This window comes from Microcoleus sp. A6-C6 (assembly GCF_036705955.1).
Classification (GTDB): domain Bacteria; phylum Cyanobacteriota; class Cyanobacteriia; order Cyanobacteriales; family Microcoleaceae; genus Microcoleus.
In genome coordinates this window covers 58,217-80,079 of sequence record NZ_JAUBVR010000022.1, presented here as the reverse complement: position 1 = coordinate 80,079, position 21,863 = coordinate 58,217, and the positions used below count along the sequence as shown (strand labels likewise).

Below are 21,863 nucleotides of genomic sequence, written 5' to 3'. Positions count from 1 at the left end.
ATTAAGATATTTGTAGAATCAAATAAGTTATACACTGTCGAAAAATTAAGATTTACCGCAACTTATTGAGCGGATACATTTAATCCATCTGTGGGGATGTTTTTTGGGGTTATTTGTGGGGTGGGGGCGGGTTTATTCAGATTCTTTGTGGGGTGGGGGCGGGTTTATTCAGATTCTTTGTTGGTGACAGAATCAACGGTGAACCCGCCCCTACAAATTTGGGTTTTTGCGATCATCGCAAATTCGGTTTTTTGGGGTAATTTGTGGGGTGGGGGCGGGTTTATTCAGATTGTTTATGGGCAACAAAATCAACGGTGAACCCGCCCCTACAAATTCTGGGTGATCGCAAATTCAGTAATACTATTGCCTATCTTTCCTCCTTTGGGCATCTTGCAATTGCTTCCCTATTTTTTCCACCATTGGTAAGTCTTTTAAAGTTTGATATCCCTCTTTTGCTAACTTCAAATACTGTATCGCTTCGGGATAATTCCGCATGGATGAATAAACTTGTGCTAAACCGTAACGCGCATCGGTTAGCTCTTCGATATCGTCTGGTTTAGCTTGATCGATCGCCCTTTTATAGTATATTTCAGCCTGCGGCATTAGTTGCGATCGCTCCCGATACATTTCTCCCAACCTCCGGTAGATTGGCGCTGTCTCAACTCCCGCTGCTGGTAAGCTTTCTAAGGTTTCTATGGCTTCGGCAATCAAGTTTGCGCTACGATAAACCTGTGCGATCGCCAATTTCTGACTCGCTGCATTCGGTACCTGTTGCTCGATCGCCCCCACAGCCTCCTTAACCCTCTCAACCTCCTTCTCATCCAACAAACTAAACTCTGAATCTCCCTCTGACAGCGGACTTTCCGAAGAAACCCCCGTATTCGTCTCCACAATCAATCGGTACTTAACACCCGGTTTCAGCACCGGTTCCCCCGGATACACCGCCTCAGTACCCTTAACCGTCATTTCCCAATTTAACTTCGCATTTTTTTCGAGGATGCTCAACTTATAGCTAGTCGCACCCGCAACCGGATTCCAGCGCAAAGTTGGCTTATTTCCCAGCAATTGCGTCCGTCTCGGACTGATTATATAAGGAATTGGCGCGTTATTCCAAGCAATTTTATCATCACCGCGATCGGGACATCTAATTAAGTTTTTATTGCAGTCAGACTTCGACTTGTCGCTAACCAACAAACAGCTATTTAATTGATTTTCGCCCGATTTAATTGACTTAATTCCTAAATCTGCACATTGAATCGTAATTTGTCCATTTTGTGCAGTTTGCAGTTTGTCGCCCGGATAAATCGGTGTACCGGCTGTCGGGCGAATATTTCTGCCATCTTGACGTTGTAGCTGCACTTCCCCGCTAATATTCAGGATTTGTCCGTTGGGTATTCTTGTCGTTGCTGCGATTGCTGAGGAAATTATTAGATTGTTAGCGGATATTTTGGATAAATTGGTGTCACTTCCGAAGTGGGGATGAGGCAAAATATCGATCGCAATCAACGTAAATGCGATCGCGCTTGCACCCATAATAACAGTCGTCCGTTTTTTCATTTAGTTTTTCCTGTTTTTGGTAAACGTTCCTTTGCCATTTGGATACATTCATCTTGTGCTGGTATCCTGGAATTGGCAGATTTCAGTGTTTCTTCCCAATGTGTCAGTGCTTCTTGTGGTTTTCCTTTAGCTTCCAGTACCTGCGCTAAAAGGCAATGAGCTTCTGGAGTCTTATTGCTGAGAGATATTGCTTGTCTTAAATCTGGTTCCGCTGAATCGTATCGCTTTTGGTTCAAGCGCACCCAGCCGCGATTCTTGAAACAAGCTGATTTGACTCCATCCTGTTTAGCATTTTGAAAGCAAAGTGCGATCGCCTTTAAAACCTCTTCAGGTTTATTTTCCAGCAAGAAGGATTTGGATATTTGAGCGTTAGCTTCGGGAAGTCCCCGCCAGACTGCACTTTGCATTGATTCTCGCTCGCATTTGCGATCGCTTAAGTCTTTGCAAAGTTCGGATAAGTTATAGTAAGGCTCGCCGTTAGTAGGATTGATTAATACAGCTAGATTGTATGAAGCTTTCGCGATTAAAAATTGATTACTACGGTGGTTTTCCATCCCAAATGTATTGATCGCAGATGCCAGATTCTGCCCGATCAATGGATAGCCGATCGCCAAACCAGCTAAACTGATACTGGTACGCTGCATAAATTTAGTGGAAATGGTAAATTGCTGGTGGTTTGGGTGGCGATTGGCAGTTACAGCGTCTGTTGTAGCTACGACAGGGCGATCGGCTTCCGGCTGCGGTAAAACAAACTCCTCAAACGTCGGATGCTGACACAGCATAGGAATCCCGCTTGCACCCGGAAATTGAGAATCCCATTTCTGCAAGTCATTCTTAGCTTTTCGCACAGCTAAAAATAAAAGCTCTCCCGCAGCCAAATATGTGAATAAAGACTTCACAAAATCTTGAGCAACTACATCAGGTAGCGGCGCGCGCATCACAATTATCGACGGTAAATCTAAACCCTCAGCAACTATATCCGTCGCAATTCCCAAGCTCGAACAAGAGTTGAAAATCAGCAACTGCAAGCCTTTGCTAATCGCTTTTTTTAAACCAGATTTTAAATCTTCTACTTTAATACTATTGTGATCGGGATTTTGATTGATATACAGCACTCCATTAGTAGCGTTATTGTCGCTGTTGCTGTGTCCTGCAAAAAATAAAACTTGCCAGCCTTTATCATCAAAAAGCTCATCATGCAATTTTTCAGGAGTTGGCTCTTTGAGAAAATTTAATTCGCAAAGCTCGCCCAAACGTTGTTGTATAATTCTTTTATCTTTATCAAGATCAATTCCCTTGCTATTCCCAGCAATACATAAAATTCTCCCTTGAGAAGGTTGAGCTATGTCTGCTGTGGTTTTCTGTTGATTTTTCTTGCCATATTCTGACGAAGTGGGAATTATTTCGCAGTTGGCGTAATCTTCGCGAAATGCCCACACATCCCAAGGTAACTCCCAAATTTCAGGCTTGTCTATTTCTAAAAATATTTTAAAAGATTCAGATACATTGCCGATGTGCGTTCTGAGTTTTGACTCAATTTTTCTACAAAATTCGTCAGACTCCAGCCACTTTTTCATGTGCTCCCGCAAGTTCCTATATACGGCTTCAGGTTTATCCTCAGAAATGTTTGTAACACCCGTGGATTTTACCTTGATCCGAGGATCATGGCTCCGAGGTTTAAGAGCATTACATATCATTTTCCATTTGTCATGCAATAGCGCAATTTCCGGCGCTGGTGGCAAGCTTCCTGAAAATTTAATTATGGTTTTTTCCGATTCTTTGAGTTCCGCTGTGACGTGAGCAAAACCGTTCCCTAAAGTCCCAGAAGCCAAAACCAATATAATACTCTTACTCATCATAAATTGGAGGCGAGTGTAGTGATTTTCAAAATCATACCACAAAATTTTCTGTTATGCTCAAATCATCTATTGCTACTCGGATGCTAAAGCTCTCTTCGGGTTCTACCTCAAAATCTTTCAGCAAAATACACAAATCTTGAACCGTTGATTCACTTTTGTGTAAAATTTTTCCAGTATCGGATATTAACGAGAGTTTAGTATGGGGTGGGAGGTAGCTTTGTCCGATCGCCGGATGCAACTGGACATGAACTCTGACAGTGCGATCGCTCTGTTGGGCGATCGCCACCAACAAAGCCACAGTTGTCCTACCCAACTGCATTCCCAAATCAATCAATCTAGCCCTCGCAACATCCGCTTCGGGAAATCTATGCTGGAGGCTGGCTTGTCCCCCTGATAATGATAAATTTTGTCTCGAATTTCCACTACTTCGGAATGCAAAATTTGGATGCTGATCAGGAAAAATTGTTTCTTCTAAATTTTGCTTACCTTGGTCAAATTTCTGCCAACCTGTTTCAACAATATTCTTAAACCAATTACCCAATTTTGACGGAATTGGATTTTCGATTTCACGGGGCGAATCCTCCAGTGGTTCAGGGTCAAATATTGCCTCGAAAGGTTGCCAATCAGGATTAAATACATTCATCAACCACTGATTTAGGTCAACTTTAGCGTCAAACAAACGTTCTAGATTTACTAAAAAATCGTCAAGAGAATGTAATTCGTTCAATACTAATTCGCCCGTTTCCGCAGTCGGAGAAAAACCAAGCAATTTCGCTGCTTTTTCATTTTCATCAATGGCTACGGCAATATAACCGATACGATCAGCCCTAGCTTCCACGGGAACTGGGCAATTTACAGGCAGATTTGCTGACAAATTGTCATTAGCTCTTGCTTGATTTTGATGCAAATTTCTAACGGGACGGCATTCAATTTTACCCAATCCTTTGATATACAAATCTGCCGCATCTGTAAACAAGCGCATTGCGGGATTCCAGCTATCGCACTCAGTCAAATCAGTTTCAATATTCAAGATTTGCAGGTAATCGTGAACTGCCAGCACTGCCAAAGTATTGAAATAAACTTGCTCTTGTCTTTGCGGGTGGCGCTGTTGGGCGGCAAATTGTCGAGCAAGTTGTAGTGAACTTTGAGTGATTGGCATGGGCAAAGGTTCGAGATTTGAAAGGTTTTCATAGTTCATTGTTCCGGCACTCCTGGTATGTTGAAAGTTTGATATCCTTGATTTTCGGAAAAATTTTGCAGCAGATGGCGACAGTCATTGTTGAGCAATTGATATAAGGTGGAATTGGCGCACCCAAACTCTTTGGCAATCTCTTGAATAGTTTGACCGTACAAACACTTGCGCTGCAATAAAACTTGGCAATTTATCTGCGGCTTTCCTCTGACGTGTCTGTTTTTTAATTCGTCATTGGGATCGGTTTCTATCCATTCTAAAAGTTCGTCTAAATAGAAACTGACATCTGGATTGGCTTTCAGATTTTCATTGTATTTGATATCCTCTCGGTTTGATAATTCCTCTAAAGAGGCTATTGGATTTTGTATGTGTCTTGCCCTTTCTTGTTGTTGCTTTTGATGACAATCTAACAGCCGCTTTTTGAGATAGGGATTTAACCAGGTGGTAATCTGACTTATTTCGGGATTGTAAGCTTGTTTTGCTGTGGTAGCTTCACATAAATTGCCAGAAAGATAGATCCATGTCTTGTGCAATGCCTCTTCGTAGTGAGGTGTGTTTTCTTTCCAGAGTTTGCCGGATTTGATAATCTCTCGAATCAGTTTATTCAAGAAACGACTTCGCCGGAGACTACCCACGGGATGCTTACAAGCTTCGATGACGAGTTCGAGGATTTGCTGCTGGGCGGAATCTCGATCGCAATTTCCAGATTTTCCTGAGCCCCCAGCAGCATCAGAATCGTCGGATAACTGGTCTTCCCCCTCGGAGGGGTGGGATTGATCATTCATAGTTAAGTGCGGCCGCAACTTTGTTCCTACACTTATTTATCAGGTTGAGTTAGGATTTTTTTTGCGAAATTTCCAAGTTTTTTTTGTGGCTGTGCTTGAAACCTTTGCTGTGCGGTCGATGTGGCTGTTTTAGTATAAGTTTAGTTTTGTAAATAGGTCGATCGCCCATCAAGCCAGTGCTCGTGCATCAAAGAACTCTGCGGTTGAAATAGCTGACCATCAGCCTCTCCATCACCTTTATCTGTTCCCAAATTTTGGCAAATTTCTGCTGTCGCCGATGCCATCGCCCTGAAAGTTGTCGCACAATCGGGTTAATTCGTTCTAGCCTCTGGGTGTTCTCTTTGCCGATTTGACGGTGAATTTCTGAAGTTAGATCGTTTCCGGTGGCACCGGAAATAATATAACTCCTCTACTATAAAAATTTTCGTTGTTTTGCGACGAATGACCACATTGCGTCGGCAATCAATTCTTCTGTTTCTATCTGTATGACTTCACAGATTGTGAATCATCAGTGCTTTTTGACCAAAGCACAGGGGATTTAAGCCCTCAGCTTTAGGTGGATTGTTTTTAGGCAGGGGATTTAACCCCCAGCCTAAAAACTTCGCTGTCAACTGTCAACTGTCAACTGTCAACTGTTAAGCTTCACCTTGAAGAATCGAGACCTGATCTGAACCTTATGGGGTTCTCAGCAAATATTTTTGTTAAAAAACGCGGTTTCTGAGCACTCAAAAAAACTCTGTTGATTTGGTTGTCAGTCCATAAAGTTTCTAAACATCGCGTTCTGTTCGCACCCATTTGGTTTGCCGCTTCAGGATAAAACCCAGATATAAAGGAATTTTCCAAAGGATGTAAAAAGGTACGGATAAAAGAGTTGCACCGGAAATATCGGCACGCCCAAATTTTGCCCAAGCGCTGACAATTGAAACTAAAATTAGCAGTCCTTGTACTGCTAACAAGATAGCAGGAATCGGGGATGTTCCGATGATTGCTGCTAGTATGGAGGCGGCAAAAGCGGCTAGCCAGATAGCGACTAAAAGCGATAGGGGAGGGACGGACAAGTCCAGGGCGATCGCCATTAAGTCAAAACGTTGTTGCTCAACGGAGGCTGTCGCTAGCCTGGGAGTCTGAGTTAGTAAGGTTTGCAAGTGTCCGTGTTCCCATCTGGTTCTTTGAGTTTTAGCTACTTGCTGTTGCTGCGGCAAACACCCTGTGACTCTGGCTTCGGGGCAGAATACGGTTGGATGTCCGGCGATCGCCAAATCCAAACTCATTTGCATATCTTCAACGATATTGCTACTGGCTAAAGGAACATCTCGAATGATTAACCAGGGAAAAGCCATCCCCGTACCTGTTAGCAATGAGGGGAATCCTAACTGTTTTAATCCGCTGGGCCGGACTAAGTTTTTCACTAGAAATGCTAAGGCAGAAATGGAATCTTTTGGGGTAGGATTGGGCGGCTGTTCCATTAAATATGTGGCTTGGACTGGCCTTTGTTCGGCGATCGCAATCCGGGCTAATTTCTCGATCGCGTCTGGCCCACAGATGCAGTCGGCGTCAACCATGATCACTACTTCTGGGGGGTCTGAGGCGATCGACTGTAAGCCAAAATCCAGTGCGTATCCCTTCCCCTTGCGTTCTGTGTCGTGGCGCTCGATCGCACTTGCACCACAGTTACGGGCGATTTCTGCCGTATCATCCGTGCAGTTGTCAGCAATCACTAACAGGCGGTCTTGAGGTGTTAGCTGCGGCAATATGGTGGAGATGGTGGCACCAATTCCTGCTGCTTCGTTGTAGGCGGGAATTAACACCGCCACTTTGGGGCGCGGTTCTTGAGTTTCGGCTGTGGGGCGGAGGCTGGACAAAAAAGCTGCACTGCATTCTAGGAATAGAACTGCAACGGGAATTAGCAGGATTAGGGCGATCGTCAAAAGTACAATATCAATAAATAGGAACGCTAGCTGATTAATTTGCACAATTCTAGTACCTTAATTTTATTTTATTTGCTGCGGTCATTGAGTTGATTTAATCAAATTGTACCTTTGTCAACTCAAGGAGTAACGCTATCTAAACTATCATATAATGTCGATTATGACAAATATTAAGTAGATCAATTTAATCTCAAAATACTTGAGAAACCCCGTATCTCAAAGATACCGGGTTTCGAGGTGTTCTGCTGTTAATTAATAAAAAACAACGAAGCAATCTCTACAACTTTTTAAGCTAAGCTGCTTCGCGGACAGGAACAGGTTCATATTTTTTTTGGGTGAACTGTGCGGGGAGTACAAATTCTCTGAGATATCTCGACATCGATCGCAAATATCCCACTTCTCCTTGAATAGAATCCAGTGTAGAAAGACTCTCAACTAAGTCATCAAATTCATCAGCAGTAACTCCAGCACTGTTCAAGATTTCTTGGTTAAGCCGCCCGTACATTCCTTGCAGAAGGAGTTCGATAATCTCCCTGTAGTCAGAAATTTCTGTTCCGTAGCCTTGCAATTTCTTGGGATTGATGCCCCACTGCAAAATCTTCAACAAATCTTGAGGGGAACTCCACGCAAAAGATGAAGCAATCACTTCTTTTTCCGCTGCGACAAGAGCGTGCTTGATTTGCACTTCCGGGAAATCTGGATCGCTGATTAAGCTTTCCAGGTTCGACACTTGTTTATCTAACACGCGCAAAGAAAAAGGAGCTAATTCTACAGTCACCATGTCGCCAGCATCGTCAACAATTCTAAAAGGATCTTCCAGAACATTAATTAGGAGGTGAATATCTGTCGGTTTGTTCCAGTCAAACTGTCCGAGGAAAAACGGTTCTTCGTAGCCCGGTAAAAGTCCTTGAAAATAAATCGGCAGATTGTTTCCTGACTCAAGAATTTTATAAAGAGCGACTTCCAGGGTTTCTGTCGGCCATCCGAGATTGGAAACGGCGACAAATTTCAGTTTTCCGGGAACGGAAACAATCAGCGCATTCAGTAATAAATGTACGGCTTCGATCAGATTTTGAGCGGTTACATAGCGGTGGGGAGCGTGAACGTTGACTGTTTTACTTTGCTCTACTTTTTTGGACATTTGCTCGCAGAACAAGCTATTTTCCAACATATGAGTAAAGCGAACCATCCCGTAAGTTACATCTCCTACTTGAGCTGCTTTGGCAAATTGCCATTCGGCAAACTTTTTGGAGGCTGCGTAAACTTCGGTTGTAAAATATCGAGATGTTTTGCCTGTGGAAGAGAAGATGCAGTGTTCTGAGCCGTATTCTTCGCAGAGTTGGATGACGTGTTGGCATCCTAATAGGCTGGTTGTCACTGTTTCTCGGATTTGGATTTCAGCTAGTCCTGGTTGGCGTTGGGCTGCTAGGTGAAAAACAATGTCTGGTTTTTCTATGTCAAATATGTGTTTCAGCGCCTCGAAGTTGCGAATGTCGGCGGCATAGAAAGTTACTGCACCTTCTTTGTTAAAGTGCGGGAGAGTTTCTTCGGGGTTTTGACATCGGGCTTTGTCTACGGAAATGATTTTAGTTGCGCCTAATTCGAGGAGTTTTTCGATTAAGAAACCGCCGACGCATCCTTCTCCCCCGGTTACGAGAATGGTTTTTCCTTTGATTTTGCTGCTGACTGCGGAGGCGTAGAGGTGAACGGTGCGATCGCGCACGTCGCTAAAAGGTTCGCTTTCTAGTTGTCCGTCGGCTTGATAGGCGGCGATTAGCTTTGCGGTGAGACTTTGTAAGACTGCTAGGATTTCAGGATCTTGCGGTTCCGGGGAACCTGGGGGAACTAGCTGCTGGATGCGATCGATTATTTCAGCTTTGCTGGCACCTTTAAACATTTCTGAGAGGTTAAATGCACTCATGACGTTCTTTGCTCCTGTAAATTCTAGAAATACCGTTGCTGATTCAAAGTTTTTAAACAGATTTTCAAGGGACAGAATCTTTAAAAGTCTGCTGGATTTTAGGATGTTTTTAGACTGAAAGCGACTTAATTGGAAAGACAGGCAATCGGTTCTCCTAGTAAATTACTTGTATTAAGCCTACTTGTAGTTTTATTAAGCGCTTTTTTAACCTGCTTACTTTTGCGATCGGCTAAGTCGGAACGCGATCGGTCAAAAATTGATCACTACAACTATAAACTTAAGTTGCTGGCTGTTGGCAATACTCAGGACTAATCTTTACTATTTCTTTGCAATTCCCTGCGATTTTTCACGCAATTTTAAAGTTAATGTAAAGTAGGCGGCGTTAAAAAAGCTTAAAAATATACTTAAAATTGATTTTCTAGCCTTTGACTACTTAAATACAGTGTTTTTTTTGATACTAAATATAGTTAATTTAAGTAAGTATAGGCACAACAGCGCCAAATATTTCGGTCGGCCCAAAAGATTGCTACCCGATCGCAGGGGTAGTGCTGCTGTGCCTACCCCTGTATGTGTGTTGCTACCGGGCGCGAACGCTGCGCTCTTTTTTGCTGCCTTCAAACTCGCGAGCCGAGGCAGGATCGTAGCCTCCTGTCCGCAAACGACGGTCTAAATCGCTGGCTTCGGGAGAAGTTTTAGCCGCTTCTTCGATGGTCACTCTGCCTTCAAGCACTAATTTGTAAAGCCCCTGGTTGATAATCTGCATTCCTTCGTAGGTGTCAGTTTCCATCAACCGGAAAGCTTCATCATCAGCACCTTTCATCAAGTATTCCTGCATAGCTGGCGTATTCACTAAAATATCGTGAACTGCGACGCGGCGGTTGTCAACAGTTGGCAGCAAAAGTTGGGCAACTACCGCTACTAAAGAATCGCAAATTTGAATCCGCATGGCCTGTTGTTCTTCGGGCGGGTAGAGGTTCAACAATCGGTTGATAGCGTTAATGGCGCTGCGAGTGTGGAGGGTTCCAATTACTAAGTGACCTGTTTGAGCTGCTTGCAGGGCTGTATTGATGGTAACGCGATCGCGCATTTCTCCGATCAGGATTACATCGGGGTCTTCCCGCAAAACTGCCCGCAAAGCCTGTTGAAACTCGTGGGTATGCAAGCCGACTTCCCGCTGGCTAACTAAGCATTTTTTGGAAGGGTGAATAAATTCGATCGGGTCTTCAATTGTAACTACGTGCTTCTGTTCCATCTGGTTGAGATGGTCGATCATCGCAGCTACTGTTGTTGATTTTCCCGAACCGGTAGGCCCTGTAACTAATATTAATCCCTGCGATCGCAAAATGATATTTTTGAGAGCTTCTGGCAACCTCAAGGAATCGATAGTCGGTATTTCCAAACTGATCAACCGCAATACTATGGCACCACCGCTGAGGGAATCAAAACAATTGACACGACAGCGCACGAAGCCTGGGTAAAAAATTGCTGCATCTAATTCTTTGGTATTAGTAAACTGTGTTCGTTGTTCGGGGCTGAGAATTTCAGCTAAGTAGTGTTCAAAAATTTCTGGTGTTACTTTCGGGTGGCTGGTTGCTATTTGCATCACGCCCCGAATCCGAAATCTAGGTACTTGGCCGACTCGAACATGAATGTCGGAAGCACCTGCGCTATGGGCATCTCTGACCATTTGTTCGATCGTACTGACGGGAGTCTCAACAGGACGCTGCTGGGCCGAGGGGGGCGCACTCGGTGGGGGTGCAGGATGGGCGGGTGTTACACCCAAGGGCGGCGGAGGCGGCGGTGTGCGGCGGGCTTGAGCGTCTGGTCGAACAGGTGTAGGATTGTTTAATGGGTTCATTTTTTGGTCTCCAGTCAGTCTATTTTAGATTTTAGATTTTAGATTTTAGATTTACTCCACAGATTAATCTGGGAGCAGGAACTCTTAGTCTAAAATTTGGGGATCGACCGTGATTGAGTGTACGTGGCACGGTATCCGTTTTTGGGCGGGGTCAATGTAGATTTATTGCGAAAAAATGCCCGATTTCTAATCTAATCGCTCGCTTGCTAATTCGGTGCTAAATGGTGAAAATATTTTACAATTAGGCTTGGTGGGCGATCGAGCAATTAACAGTTTTAACTTGTATGAACATCATTCAAAAAATTGCCGACTGGCTCGAAAATCGCGCTGTTACTCCCGCCTACGCGGGTTGGCTGCTATCGGGAATGACGGTTTTCTTTTTTGGTTCTGCTACTAATACAATGGCTGGGTGGCTGTACGCACTAAGCGGTGGGAGTTTGGCGTTGTTGGTAGTAGCGGCGGTTTTGCCGGCAAAATCGCTTCGTTCCTTGGAAGTCCGCCGTCGCCCGATCGAACCAGTGAGTGCGGGGGATAAAATTACGATCGAACTAGAAATCGAAAATCGCGATCGCCAACCTAAAACTTTGTTGCAAGTAGTAGACATCTTGCCGTTTGTATTGGGAAAAGAGGTCGTCCGCCCGATCGAAGTCATAGAGCCTAACAGTACATACAGGGATACATACTATCTAGAAATCCGGCAGCGCGGTATCTATCGCTGGCAAGAGGTGCACTTGAGAACGGCTGCGCCTTTAGGGTTGTTTTGGTGCCGCCGCAGCCGTCCGGCGAAAGCGGTAGCGGTTGTCTACCCGCTGGTTTTGCCGTTGAGCACTTGTCCTTTGATCGATCGCATCGGTCAAGAAGACAGCCCGCAATTGTACAATCGCAGTCGATCGCAAACTGCTACCGAAGGCCTCACCCGCAACCTCAGACCTTACCGCCACGGAGACCCCACCCGCCTGATTCACTGGCGCACCAGCGCCCGCTACGGAGAACTGCGGGTGAGAGAGTTAGAAGTTGCCGCCGGCGGTCAAGAAATTATTATTGCTCTCGACAGCGGTGCCATGTGGGAAGCAAAGGAATTTGAACGAGCCGTGACAGTAGCAGCTTCTCTTTACTTCTATGCTAGCAAGCGCCTGTTAAACGTCAAACTTTGGACTGCCGGAACCGGACTCGTATCGGGGAACCGGGTAGTTTTGGAAACTTTAGCCGCGGTTAATGCTGGGGAAGAGGCGATCGAGAATCGATCGAAACTGTCGATAATTTGGCTGACTCAAAACGCTGCCAGTTTAAGCACTCTTTCCCAAGGCAGCCGCTGGGTACTGTGGCCGAGCGCCACTGCTGAAACAGACGAAAAAATATTAGTAAAACACGATTTACCGGGCTTAGAAATTCGCTCCGACCGACCGTTAGAACTTCAGTTACAAGCAAGCGTCTCCTAGACTTTTAAACGCTACGATCGTTAAGAATGAAGATCGGAGCCGCTTTACTCAGAATGGGAGCCTTTTTATAGTTTTGTGTACAGAAATATGAAAGACGAATTTGATGACAAAGAGAGAAATTTTTCTTCCGGCGATCGCTCAAACTTTATTTTTGGGCGAACAGAACTATATTTATTGCTGCTGTTGTTCGTGGGTGGCATTACGATAGACTACTGGTTTAGGCATCACCCACAACAGCTTTGGCGATCGCCCACCGAGCAGCCTGCGGGTCTCAATCCACCATCCCCCAAACCGCTGCTTTAACCGGAGGATCGTCAATGTCTGCACTTTTCCCAAAGGCAAAATGATACGCATCGGAAAACTTATCTGGAGTCGCTTTTCCCATCAACTGTTGCGTCCCAAGCGATTGGCGATTTTTGAAGCCTGCCTGATTGGGCTAGTGTCAGGACTGGCTGCGCTACTGTTGGCACAAGGAGTAGGTTGGCTCGGCGGCTGGCGGCAGCAGGCAACGCATTTAATCCCGGCCTATATTGCGCTGCCCTTGATCGGGGCCCTAGGCGGATTCTTGTCTGGATTCATAGTCGATCGCCTGGCTCCGGCCGCCAGCGGGAGCGGCATGAGCGAAGTCAAGGCGGTACTCGCCAACGTTCCGATGCCTTTGAATTTACGAATTGCCCTAGTGAAGTTGGTCAGCGCCACCCTCATACTCGCTGCCGGCATACCCCTCGGACGAGAAGGCCCGACGGTACAGATTGGGGCAGCGTTAGCGAGTCAACTGAGTCGATGGTTTCCAACTTCACCCGACCATCGCCGTCAGATCCTCGCAGCCGGGGCCGGAGCGGGACTTGCAGCCGCCTTTAACGCGCCGATCGCAGGTGTTTTATTTGTGGTCGAAGAACTGTTGCAAGACGTGTCTGGAATCACCTTGGGAACCGCGATCCTGGCTTCGTTCATCGGGTCAGTTGTCGCTCGGATCAGTGGTTCGCACAATCTCGATTTAGACCTGCATCTTGTTGTCTTTAATACCAGCTTTTCTGCTGCTGAGATTCCCTTTTACCTGCTGCTAGGAATCCTAGCAGGCGGACTTGGCGTGCTGTTCAATCGCTCAATCCTGACAAGTTTGACGTTGTACCGCCGCTTTTTCCGTGTCAGCTTACCCTGGCGCATCGGATTTGCTGGGCTGATTACGGGAATTGCACTCGCTGCCTTACCAGATATATTTCGAGACAATGCCGGACTCAAAGAATTGCTATTAACCGGAAATGCAGACTGGCAACTCGTGGCGATCGTCTTTTGCATCCACTTTTTTCTGATCGTCGTCACCTACGGTTCTGGCGCACCGGGCGGGTTGCTGATTCCCAGCATGGTACTCGGTGCAGCGTTAGGATACCTCGTAGGAGTCGCGGAACACCAAGTTTTGGGTTTAAGTCTGGCAACCACTTATGCACGGGTGGGGATGGCGGCATTTTTCTGTGCGGTTGCTCGCACTCCGATTACTGCGGTAATCCTGGTGTTTGAGATGACGACTGACTTTAATTTAGTGTTGCCGCTGATGATCGTATCTGTGACTTCTTATCTGATTGCAGAATTGCTTGATGAGGGTTCGCTTTACGATCGCTTGCTGGCTTTTAAAGGCATTCACCTGACGAAAGAAACGAGCGCTCAAGATCCTTGGACAGATTTAACTGCATTGAATGTGATGCAGCCGAAAGTAGAAACGCTTTCTAGTCTAATTCGGCTGGAAGAAGCGTTACAGGCGTTTTCTCAGTCTTCCCACCGCACGTTTCCGGTGGTAGAAAGCGGCAAGCTTGTCGGCATTGTAACTCAAAAGGATATTGCCAACTTTTCTGCACGAGGATTGAATGGTGAGAATCTTGTCAGCGAGCTGATGACACCAGAGCCTGTTCGCATTAACCCAGAAGATACGCTTGCCTATGTGCTGCATTTGCTCGATCGACACAATCTCCATAGCTTACCAGTCGTAGAAGGACGGCGATTGGTGGGTATTATTACCCGCAGCGATATTATTCGGGTTGAAGCAGCTTATCTCAACAACGAAAATCTCGCTCAACCCAAGGTAGAACGAGCTCGGATCATTCACCAAACCAAATCGCCAGAAACGGGACAAGGGCGCATCCTCGTGCCGTTGAGCAATCCAAAAACATCCCTGACGCTGTTAGAAATGGCAGTGGCAATTGCCCGCGATCGCAACTATGAAATTGAATGTTTGCAGGTGATTGTTGTGCCAAGACATGAGGCGCTTGCAGAAACTCCAGTAAAAACGGCGGAGTGTCAAAAGCTACTAAAGCAGGCAACCCGTCTGTGTCAAGCGTGGCAAGTTCCGATCCATACCCAGATTCTAGTGGCGCATGATTTGTCAAGTGCCATTCTCGAAACGATTGAAGAGCGACATATCGATCTCGTCTTCATGGGGTGGAAAGGCAGCACTAAAACACCGGGGCGGGTTTTTAGTCGAGTTGTCGATACTATGATTCGACAGGCTGTTTGTGAAGTAGTGTTGGTTAAGTTAACCGATCGAGCAATTTTTGAGCGGTGGTTAGTACCAATGGCAGGCGGCCCCAATGCCCAGCAAGCAGTTCGGTTGCTACCTGGATTGATTTCTATGAGCAAAACCGCACAAGTCAGATTATTTCATGTGTACGATGCTTCTGAGGAGCGCCAAGCCGATCGCGCTGACTTTGAACCAACCGAGGAAATCTTGAAAGTTGCCGCTGAGTTTCTCAAGCCCCAAGTGAATGCCTCTATCTTGACGACTTCTGTATGTGCTGATTCTGTGTCGGCGGCAGTATTGAGTTATGCCAAGCAGGATGGAAGCGATGTGATTATTTTGGGTGCGAGTCGAGAGGGATTGTTGCAACAGATGAAACAGGGAAATATTCCAGCCCTGATTTCTCGTCAAAGCAACTGCAATGTGATTTTGGTAAGAGCGTTTTGAAGCAGCAAAATGAACCACAAGAGATATAGTTTCCGGTCGATTAGCCGCAGTAAGTAAGGTTCGTAGTTCGGACTAAAATCCGCTCTTATTGCGGAATAAATTCCGCACGCGCGAACCGTTTTTGTTATAGTAATCGAGCGGACAGGATAGGAATCGTAGAGCGATCGTTCATCCGGTGATTTGTTTTGAGTTTGAAAATTTTTTGATAGAAACGATCGTAGTTCTTGAGAGAGCATCTGAGTTTTGTTTTTGTCGCGCTGTCGTGCAGTCAAGGCTCGCATTCCCACAAAAAAAATATTTTTACAAACCCGCAGATGCTCCCTGGTTAATCCGTAGTGTCGGGGAGAGTTTCGACTACATACTCCGGTACATACTCAGCAACATTTTCAGGTCGATTCTCTGGCAATTTTTCTGGCAATTTATAGGGCAAATTTTCCGGTGGATGTTCCCGCCTCACCCGCCGGATCGGGAGATTTGCAATCAATGCTGTAGCCCGCTGATCGCTAGCTAGCGAGAACTCCGACTCGGTAGTATCAATTTCCACATAGCGAGACACCACCTCTAGAATTTCTCGGCGCATCGACTCAACCATTTCGGGGCTGAGCTCTGAGCGATCGTGGGCTAGAACCAGTTTGAGGCGACGTTTTACATCGTCGCGGCTGTTGTCAGGGGGGTGCGGGAAAAGTCTTTCGAGAAGTGTGTACAGCATGGGTAGATCTGGTTTGTCAAGGGTTGGGCATAGAAAAAATCACTGGGGAAAATTTCGGCTACTTTTTGTGATGCAGTGGCTGCTGTTCAAGATCGATCGCCAATATTGCAGCACATCACATAATTTTAATGTTTAAGAACTTGCGGAGTCGAGTAAACAAGTTTTCCCGACGGGGATTGAGATCTAGAAATTCAACTTTTTCGCCTTCTAAGCGGCGGGCAATATTGTCGAAGGCAGTTCCAGCTAAAGAGGCTGTTTCCGACAATACTAATGGTTCGCCTCGGTTGGTGGAAACGATGACGCGCTCGTCGTCGGGAACAACGCCTAACAGCGGAATGGCGAGGATTTCCCGCACGTCTTGCACCGACATCATATCATTTGCCAGCACCATTGCGGGCCGAATCCGGTTGACGATTAGCTGGATTTTCTTGACGTTGTTGGCTTCCAGCAGGCCGATGACTCGATCGGCATCACGAACAGCAGCGATTTCTGGAGTGGTGACAATGATACCTTCTTGCGCCGGGGCGATCGCATTTTGAAAACCCTGTTCAATTCCAGCCGGAGAGTCGATCAAAATATAGTCATACTTTGGTAACAACATCCCCACAAGCTGCTTCATTTGCTGGGCGCTGATGGCATCCTTCATCCGAGTTTGAGCAGCCGGCAACAGCACCAAACGCGGCTGCCGCTTATCTTTCACCAAAGCTTGCTCTAACCGGCACTCTCCGGCGAGAACTTCTAATGCCGTGTAAACAATCCGGTTTTCTAAGCCCAGCAGCAAGTCTAAATTTCTGAGGCCGAAATCGGCATCAATTACGGCAACATTGCGCCCCCGCTTAGCTAAAGCCATGCCGAGATTAGCTGTGGATGTGGTTTTTCCCACTCCGCCTTTCCCTGATGTAACAACAATAATGCGAGCCATAAGCGATTTTAGATTTATTGGTCAGTAGTCATTGGTCAGTAGTCAGTAGTCAGTAGTCAGTAGTCATTGGTCATTAGTCAGTAGTCATTAGTCATTGGTCATTGGCAATTAATCTTATTATTTGTCGTTTGTTGGCAATTATTTTATGAGAATTGGGCCGCAATCTGTTATTCATTGAATCAACTCAACACTCAAAACTCATAACTCTCATTGTTCTACGAATTGTCTCTAAATTTGCACTGAAATTTTAAAATTTCCTTGACTGACTAATTTCGCCAAGACCAAAATTATCAAGCGCCGACTTAAAGAAAAATAGTATTACTAATGACCAATGACCAATGACCAATGACCAATGACTAATGACCAATGACTAATGACTAATGACTGATGACTTATTACTCATTACCGCCGATTAACTGCGATTTGTCAAAATCAGAGGCTCTGCCGATCCGAATCCCCTGAGGCGTCACATAGGCGACTTCCGGGAAAAACTGAGCGGGTGAGGTTTCTGGGCCTCTGGCAACGTACTTAGCAATCCTAATCACCATCGGTTCCATCTGCAAGGCCATAATCACGCTGTTGGTGTTGCCGCCGGCACCGGCGTGCACGACGCCCCGCAAACGGCCCCAAACTAGGATATCGCCTCCGGCGATGACTGAGCCACCGGGATTTACATCTCCCAAAAGTACGATCGTCCCTGGATGACGAATTTCTACGCCCGATCGCACTGTCATCTGCAAATATAAAGGTTCCGCCAGCGATTGCGGTTTTTGGGCAGTGGATTTATTCAGGGAAGAAACCGGAGGCTGCTGTTCTACACAATAGCCGGCAGTAGCTGCGGCAACGGCTGTTTGGCGGCGGCTGGTGTGGACTCGTTTGAGTTGCAGTTCCACTTCAGAGAGGGCATCGGCGATTTCTTGCAGTTGGCGGATATCTAAAAGTCGATCGCTCCCCATCAATTGTACTTCTGCATTTTCCTGCCAAAAGCGTTCTCCAGCATTTAGCCTAACTTTTAGCTGTTGCCAAAGTTCAGTCCAAGTCGATGCCGTACCAGTTGCGGCTTCGTTATTGGTTTCTGGGGGAAGTAGCAACAATAGCTGTCCATCTTCAGTCTTGAGTCGGACTTGCAGCTCTAAGCTGACTTCGGGTGTTGATTGAGGGGCGGCAGCAGCAGCTCCGGCGGAGGCATCGGGTGTCATGGGACGGTTTGATATCGGGTAGAGACAGGTTAACATCAATATTAGCCTGAGTAGTCTTTTGCCTCAGCTTTTGGGGCGAAAAGTCTGGTTTTTTTATTTTTAACCGCAGGTAAGGCAATTATATTTCGTTTGTCACCAAGATTTTTTTTTAATTAACCGCAGAGGGCGCAGAGAACACAGAGAAATAGAATTAAGATCGGAATAAAGTAGGGTGTGTACTCCGCACCAAAGGCGGGATAAGTAGCGCGTCAAACCACTTTTTGTCTAAGTCCTGTAATTATTAATTTTTAACTACTTTATGCAGCAAATAGAACTTTATCGCGGTAGTCTTCTCGGTTTAGCAGTTGGCGACGCTTTGGGAACAACTTTAGAATTCCATCGCCCCGGAACATTTGAGCCTATTAACGATATGGTTGGCGGCGGCCCTTTTCGACTGCAACCGGGAGAGTGGACTGATGATACATCAATGGCACTTTGTTTAGCTGAAAGTTTGATTGAGAAACAAGGTTTCGATCCAGTCCATCAATTAGAAACTTATCTCAAGTGGTGGCGAAACGGACATTTGAGCAGCACTGGTGAATGTTTTGATATTGGCAATACGGTGCAACAAGCACTTTGGAAGTTTGAAGATACAAGAAAACCTTACTGCGGTTTTACCGATGCTCAGACTGCTGGCAATGGTTCCATTATGCGTTTGGCTCCCGTACCTTTGTTTTATGCTACAAATCCTTTAGAAGTAATAGAAAAATCGGGAGCAAGTTCTCGCACTACTCACGGTGCTGCTACTTGCGTGGATGCTTGCCGCTATTTTGGTACTTTAATTGCGGGGGCTGTGAATGGAATTAGCAAAGATGTGTTGCTTTCGGAAAGATATTGTCCGATCGCCGAATATTGGGCCGCGCACCCGCTCGTGGCAGAAATTGATGAAATTGCAGCGGGTTCTTTTAAACGGCGACAACCTCCTGAAATTAAGGGTACTGGTTACGTAGTTAAGTCATTAGAGGCGGCACTTTGGGCATTTTATAACAGTTCGTCTTTTGCCGAAGGGTGTTTGTTGGCGGTGAATTTGGGCGACGATGCGGATACAACTGGTGCGGTTTACGGACAGTTGGCGGGGGCTTTTTACGGCGAATCTGCTATACCGGAAAAATGGCGATCGCAATTGGCACATCGCTCTTTAATTGCATCTTTCGCCGAACAACTCTTGACTGTAGGACTTACGCACGGGTGACGAGAAACTGAGTTTTTATGCAACACTAGCCGTAGGGTGCGTCGCGAGCAAAAATCCCCGCATAAAAATCGACAATCTCACAGCGACGCACCTGACCAAATAATTATGTAAATAAGCATCATTTTCACTTTTGATAAACACAAAATTTGTCGTTTTTTTATAAAAATCATTACTTTTGCTCTCGCAACACGTAGCCAACTCCCCGAACAGTATGCAGCAAGCGTTTTGAGTTACTTGCTTCTAACTTAATCCGTAATGCCCGAATATACACTTCAATAATATTTGACTCGCCCATAAAATCGTAACCCCAGACTTTCTCTAAGATTCGATCGCGCGTAATGACTTGACGGGGATTTCGCAGCAAAAATTCTAACAAATCAAACTCTTTAGCAGTGAGTTCAATCAGTTGATTTCCTCGATACACTTCACGGGTTAAACCATTCAAAATTAGGTCTTCAAATTCTAATCGATCCGGATCATTTGGTTGAGTTCGGCGCAGACGTGCTTTCACCCTCGCGAGGAGTTCTTCCATACTGAAAGGTTTAGTCACATAATCATCAGCGCCAGCATTTAATCCCGTTACGCGATCGGGTACTTCATCTTTTGCTGTTAACATAATTATTGGTACTTGCACGCCAGTCGATCGCAACCTTAAACAAATATCCAATCCAGAGATACCCGGAAGCATCCAATCTAAAATCAATAAATCCGGTTCAGCCGTGCGGGCTATCATCAATCCATCCAATCCATTGGGGGCGACGGTGACGTGATAGCCTTCTAGAGTAAGTTCAGATTCGATGAACTTCGCTAGTTTAGGGTCATCTTCAACCAAGAGAATGCGATCGCTCATAGCTGCGGATTCCAGACAGGTAAGGTGATAGTAAAAATACTACCTTCTCCCGGTTTAGAACGGAGCGTGATACGTCCATCCATACCTTCGATCAGGCTTTTGGCGATCGCCAATCCCAACCCTGTACCGTCTCTAGAGCGCGTCATTGACTCATCCACCCGGTAAAATCGCTCAAAAATCCGGTTTTGATGGGGGAGAGAAATACCAATTCCGCGATCGCGCACATGAACCATCACCTGCTGTTCCCTCTTTTCTAAGACTAACTCAACAGCTTGTTCGGGAGCAGAATACTTAATTGCATTATCAACTAAATTAATTAAAACTTGTTGTAAACGATCCTGATCTGCACAAGCAACAACATCCTCATCAGTTGACACCAAAATCACTTTCCGATTGCTAACCTTTGCACTCATTTCGGCCACCTCAGCCACCAGAGTATTCAGAATCACCGGATGCAAGCGAAAGTGCAGGTTCCCACTATCAGCCCGTGCCAAATCTAGCAAATCTTCTAATATCCGAATCGTGCGTTCAGTTTCCCCAACCGCTGTTTCCAGTGCTTGCTGTTGATAATCACTTAAATTAGTGCTGCGGCGCAGCAAACTTTGTAAATAACCAACAACAACGGTCAGCGGAGTGCGTAATTCGTGGGAAACATTACCAACAAATTGGCGTTGTTGCTCCCAGGAACCAGACAATCTAAACAACATCTCATTAAAAGTTTGTGCAAGTCCTAAAATCTCATCAGGAGCCTGATGCAGTTGGAGTTTTGCCGCCTGCAAATTATCAGCAGACAAAGTGCTAGCTACCTGACTCATCTGTTCCAAAGGGCGGAGAGCATGACGTATGCGACTGGCGATCGCCACCATCAACACTAAGATTACCACAATACAGACAACAATTAAACTCCGAATCCCATCATTTAATTGACGTTGCTCATCAGTGATATCTTGAGAAAAATATACCGTACCCAGCAATTCATTTTTAATCCGTAGAGTCGTGCTACAGATCACCAAATAGCGATCGTCCACCTGAACAAAAGTCGGCTCAGCAGGTACTTCCGTCAACGAGATCATCTTCGTAATTTTAGAAGATTGCATATCCATATCAGGTGAATTCACCAAAAGCATCCCATCCTTTCGCTTCACCCACACCATAATTCCTCCTGTAGAAGCTTTATGAACACTTCGAGTCAAGCCAATTTCTAGTGAACCCATTTCACTATAAAGTTCAACCTGTTCGGGAAAACGCATTCCAATATATTCCAGCGTTTGTTTGTGGGCACCAACTAGATTTTGCGACCTTTGCCAGCCAGCCCAAAATGCCACACTGCTAAGTCCTAAAATCGACAGCACTAGCAATTCTAGGGTCAATCGAAACTGAAGCGAAGAAGTGGAAATTTGCTTACCAGTGAGATGGTTGAGGACAGATCTAAATCGGGGAAATTGCTTCATTTTTCT

Annotated in this window: 17 protein-coding genes; 4 read left to right on the top strand and 13 right to left on the bottom strand. The window is 45.6% G+C overall.

The window, feature by feature from the left end:
• Positions 1-360: 360 nt before the first annotated feature.
• From QUB52_RS11785 to QUB52_RS11750, 8 genes are all read right to left on the bottom strand, one after another.
• Complete coding sequence (locus QUB52_RS11785) at positions 361-1,557, bottom strand: tetratricopeptide repeat protein (protein ID WP_332973286.1); 1,197 nt, start codon at positions 1,555-1,557, stop codon at positions 361-363.
• A complete protein-coding gene (locus tag QUB52_RS11780) occupies positions 1,554-3,458 on the bottom strand; it encodes a CHAT domain-containing tetratricopeptide repeat protein (RefSeq protein ID WP_332973285.1) in 1,905 nt (634 codons plus the stop codon). The genes QUB52_RS11785 and QUB52_RS11780 overlap by 4 nt, the downstream gene beginning before the upstream one ends.
• Entirely contained in the window at positions 3,448-4,614 is a 1,167-nt protein-coding gene (locus tag QUB52_RS11775) for a DUF1822 family protein (RefSeq protein ID WP_332973283.1), read from the bottom strand. Before QUB52_RS11775 ends, QUB52_RS11780 begins: the two co-directional genes overlap by 11 nt.
• Complete coding sequence (locus QUB52_RS11770; RefSeq protein ID WP_332973281.1) at positions 4,611-5,393, bottom strand: sigma-70 family RNA polymerase sigma factor; 783 nt, start codon at positions 5,391-5,393, stop codon at positions 4,611-4,613. The genes QUB52_RS11775 and QUB52_RS11770 overlap by 4 nt, the downstream gene beginning before the upstream one ends.
• 140 nt (positions 5,394-5,533) lie before the next feature.
• On the bottom strand, positions 5,534-5,677 hold the full coding sequence (locus QUB52_RS29260) for a hypothetical protein (RefSeq protein ID WP_442923189.1): 144 nt from the start codon (positions 5,675-5,677) through the stop codon (positions 5,534-5,536).
• Positions 5,678-6,160: 483 nt separating this feature from the next.
• Positions 6,161-7,366: a glycosyltransferase family 2 protein gene (locus QUB52_RS11760; protein ID WP_332973280.1), complete on the bottom strand. Its 1,206-nt coding sequence runs from the start codon at positions 7,364-7,366 to the stop codon at positions 6,161-6,163.
• Positions 7,367-7,613: 247 nt separating this feature from the next.
• Positions 7,614-9,242: a polysaccharide biosynthesis protein gene (locus QUB52_RS11755; RefSeq protein WP_332973279.1), complete on the bottom strand. Its 1,629-nt coding sequence runs from the start codon at positions 9,240-9,242 to the stop codon at positions 7,614-7,616.
• A 577-nt stretch (positions 9,243-9,819) separates the two neighbouring features.
• Positions 9,820-11,100, bottom strand: a complete 1,281-nt coding sequence (locus QUB52_RS11750; protein ID WP_332969976.1) for a type IV pilus twitching motility protein PilT — start codon at positions 11,098-11,100, stop codon at positions 9,820-9,822.
• Between the two features lie 284 nt (positions 11,101-11,384).
• Here QUB52_RS11750 and QUB52_RS11745 point away from each other — a divergent pair, with 284 nt between their 5' ends.
• The 3 genes from QUB52_RS11745 to QUB52_RS11735 all read left to right on the top strand — a co-directional run bounded on the left by QUB52_RS11745 (position 11,385) and on the right by QUB52_RS11735 (position 15,495).
• Entirely contained in the window at positions 11,385-12,539 is a 1,155-nt protein-coding gene (locus tag QUB52_RS11745; RefSeq protein WP_332973278.1) for a DUF58 domain-containing protein, read from the top strand.
• Between the two features lie 87 nt (positions 12,540-12,626).
• On the top strand, positions 12,627-12,842 hold the full coding sequence (locus QUB52_RS11740; RefSeq protein WP_265237087.1) for a hypothetical protein: 216 nt from the start codon (positions 12,627-12,629) through the stop codon (positions 12,840-12,842).
• 40 nt (positions 12,843-12,882) lie between these two features.
• Positions 12,883-15,495 carry a chloride channel protein gene (locus QUB52_RS11735; protein ID WP_332973277.1) on the top strand — a complete coding sequence of 871 codons (2,613 nt, stop codon included), beginning with the start codon at positions 12,883-12,885 and terminating at the stop codon, positions 15,493-15,495.
• 325 nt (positions 15,496-15,820) lie between these two features.
• Here the strand turns inward: QUB52_RS11735 and minE are convergent, their stop codons facing one another.
• From minE to minC, 3 genes are all read right to left on the bottom strand, one after another.
• Entirely contained in the window at positions 15,821-16,204 is a 384-nt protein-coding gene (gene minE, locus QUB52_RS11730) for a cell division topological specificity factor MinE (RefSeq protein WP_265237095.1), read from the bottom strand.
• Positions 16,205-16,319: 115 nt separating this feature from the next.
• Positions 16,320-17,126: a septum site-determining protein MinD gene (gene minD / locus QUB52_RS11725; RefSeq protein ID WP_265237096.1), complete on the bottom strand. Its 807-nt coding sequence runs from the start codon at positions 17,124-17,126 to the stop codon at positions 16,320-16,322.
• A gap of 395 nt (positions 17,127-17,521) precedes the next feature.
• The gene (minC, locus tag QUB52_RS11720) at positions 17,522-18,325 is read right to left on the bottom strand and encodes a septum site-determining protein MinC (protein ID WP_265237097.1); all 804 of its coding nucleotides are present in this window, start codon (positions 18,323-18,325) and stop codon (positions 17,522-17,524) included.
• Between the two features lie 298 nt (positions 18,326-18,623).
• Between minC and QUB52_RS11715 the strand changes: the two genes are divergently transcribed.
• Positions 18,624-19,556: an ADP-ribosylglycohydrolase family protein gene (locus tag QUB52_RS11715; protein WP_332973275.1), complete on the top strand. Its 933-nt coding sequence runs from the start codon at positions 18,624-18,626 to the stop codon at positions 19,554-19,556.
• A 169-nt stretch (positions 19,557-19,725) separates the two neighbouring features.
• Here QUB52_RS11715 and QUB52_RS11710 read toward each other — a convergent pair whose 3' ends face one another.
• Entirely contained in the window at positions 19,726-20,406 is a 681-nt protein-coding gene (locus QUB52_RS11710; protein ID WP_332973273.1) for a response regulator transcription factor, read from the bottom strand.
• Entirely contained in the window at positions 20,403-21,857 is a 1,455-nt protein-coding gene (locus tag QUB52_RS11705) for a sensor histidine kinase (protein WP_332973272.1), read from the bottom strand. The genes QUB52_RS11710 and QUB52_RS11705 overlap by 4 nt, the downstream gene beginning before the upstream one ends.
• Positions 21,858-21,863: the final 6 nt, after the last annotated feature.

What these genes read in the sequence shown, in the direction of transcription:
- QUB52_RS11785 (WP_332973286.1), bottom strand. Translation starts at nt 1,557, where the DNA reads ATGAAAAAACGGACGACTGTTATTATGGGTGCAAGCGCGATCGCATTT.
- QUB52_RS11775 (WP_332973283.1), bottom strand. Translation starts at nt 4,614, where the DNA reads ATGAACTATGAAAACCTTTCAAATCTCGAACCTTTGCCCATGCCAATC.
- QUB52_RS11770 (WP_332973281.1), bottom strand. Translation starts at nt 5,393, where the DNA reads ATGAATGATCAATCCCACCCCTCCGAGGGGGAAGACCAGTTATCCGAC.
- QUB52_RS29260 (WP_442923189.1), bottom strand. Translation starts at nt 5,677, where the DNA reads ATGGCATCGGCGACAGCAGAAATTTGCCAAAATTTGGGAACAGATAAA.
- QUB52_RS11755 (WP_332973279.1), bottom strand. Translation starts at nt 9,242, where the DNA reads ATGAGTGCATTTAACCTCTCAGAAATGTTTAAAGGTGCCAGCAAAGCT.
- QUB52_RS11750 (WP_332969976.1), bottom strand. Translation starts at nt 11,100, where the DNA reads ATGAACCCATTAAACAATCCTACACCTGTTCGACCAGACGCTCAAGCC.
- QUB52_RS11745 (WP_332973278.1), top strand. Translation starts at nt 11,385, where the DNA reads ATGAACATCATTCAAAAAATTGCCGACTGGCTCGAAAATCGCGCTGTT.
- QUB52_RS11740 (WP_265237087.1), top strand. Translation starts at nt 12,627, where the DNA reads ATGAAAGACGAATTTGATGACAAAGAGAGAAATTTTTCTTCCGGCGAT.
- QUB52_RS11735 (WP_332973277.1), top strand. Translation starts at nt 12,883, where the DNA reads ATGATACGCATCGGAAAACTTATCTGGAGTCGCTTTTCCCATCAACTG.
- minE (WP_265237095.1), bottom strand. Translation starts at nt 16,204, where the DNA reads ATGCTGTACACACTTCTCGAAAGACTTTTCCCGCACCCCCCTGACAAC.
- minD (WP_265237096.1), bottom strand. Translation starts at nt 17,126, where the DNA reads ATGGCTCGCATTATTGTTGTTACATCAGGGAAAGGCGGAGTGGGAAAA.
- minC (WP_265237097.1), bottom strand. Translation starts at nt 18,325, where the DNA reads ATGACACCCGATGCCTCCGCCGGAGCTGCTGCTGCCGCCCCTCAATCA.
- QUB52_RS11715 (WP_332973275.1), top strand. Translation starts at nt 18,624, where the DNA reads ATGCAGCAAATAGAACTTTATCGCGGTAGTCTTCTCGGTTTAGCAGTT.
- QUB52_RS11710 (WP_332973273.1), bottom strand. Translation starts at nt 20,406, where the DNA reads ATGAGCGATCGCATTCTCTTGGTTGAAGATGACCCTAAACTAGCGAAG.
- QUB52_RS11705 (WP_332973272.1), bottom strand. Translation starts at nt 21,857, where the DNA reads ATGAAGCAATTTCCCCGATTTAGATCTGTCCTCAACCATCTCACTGGT.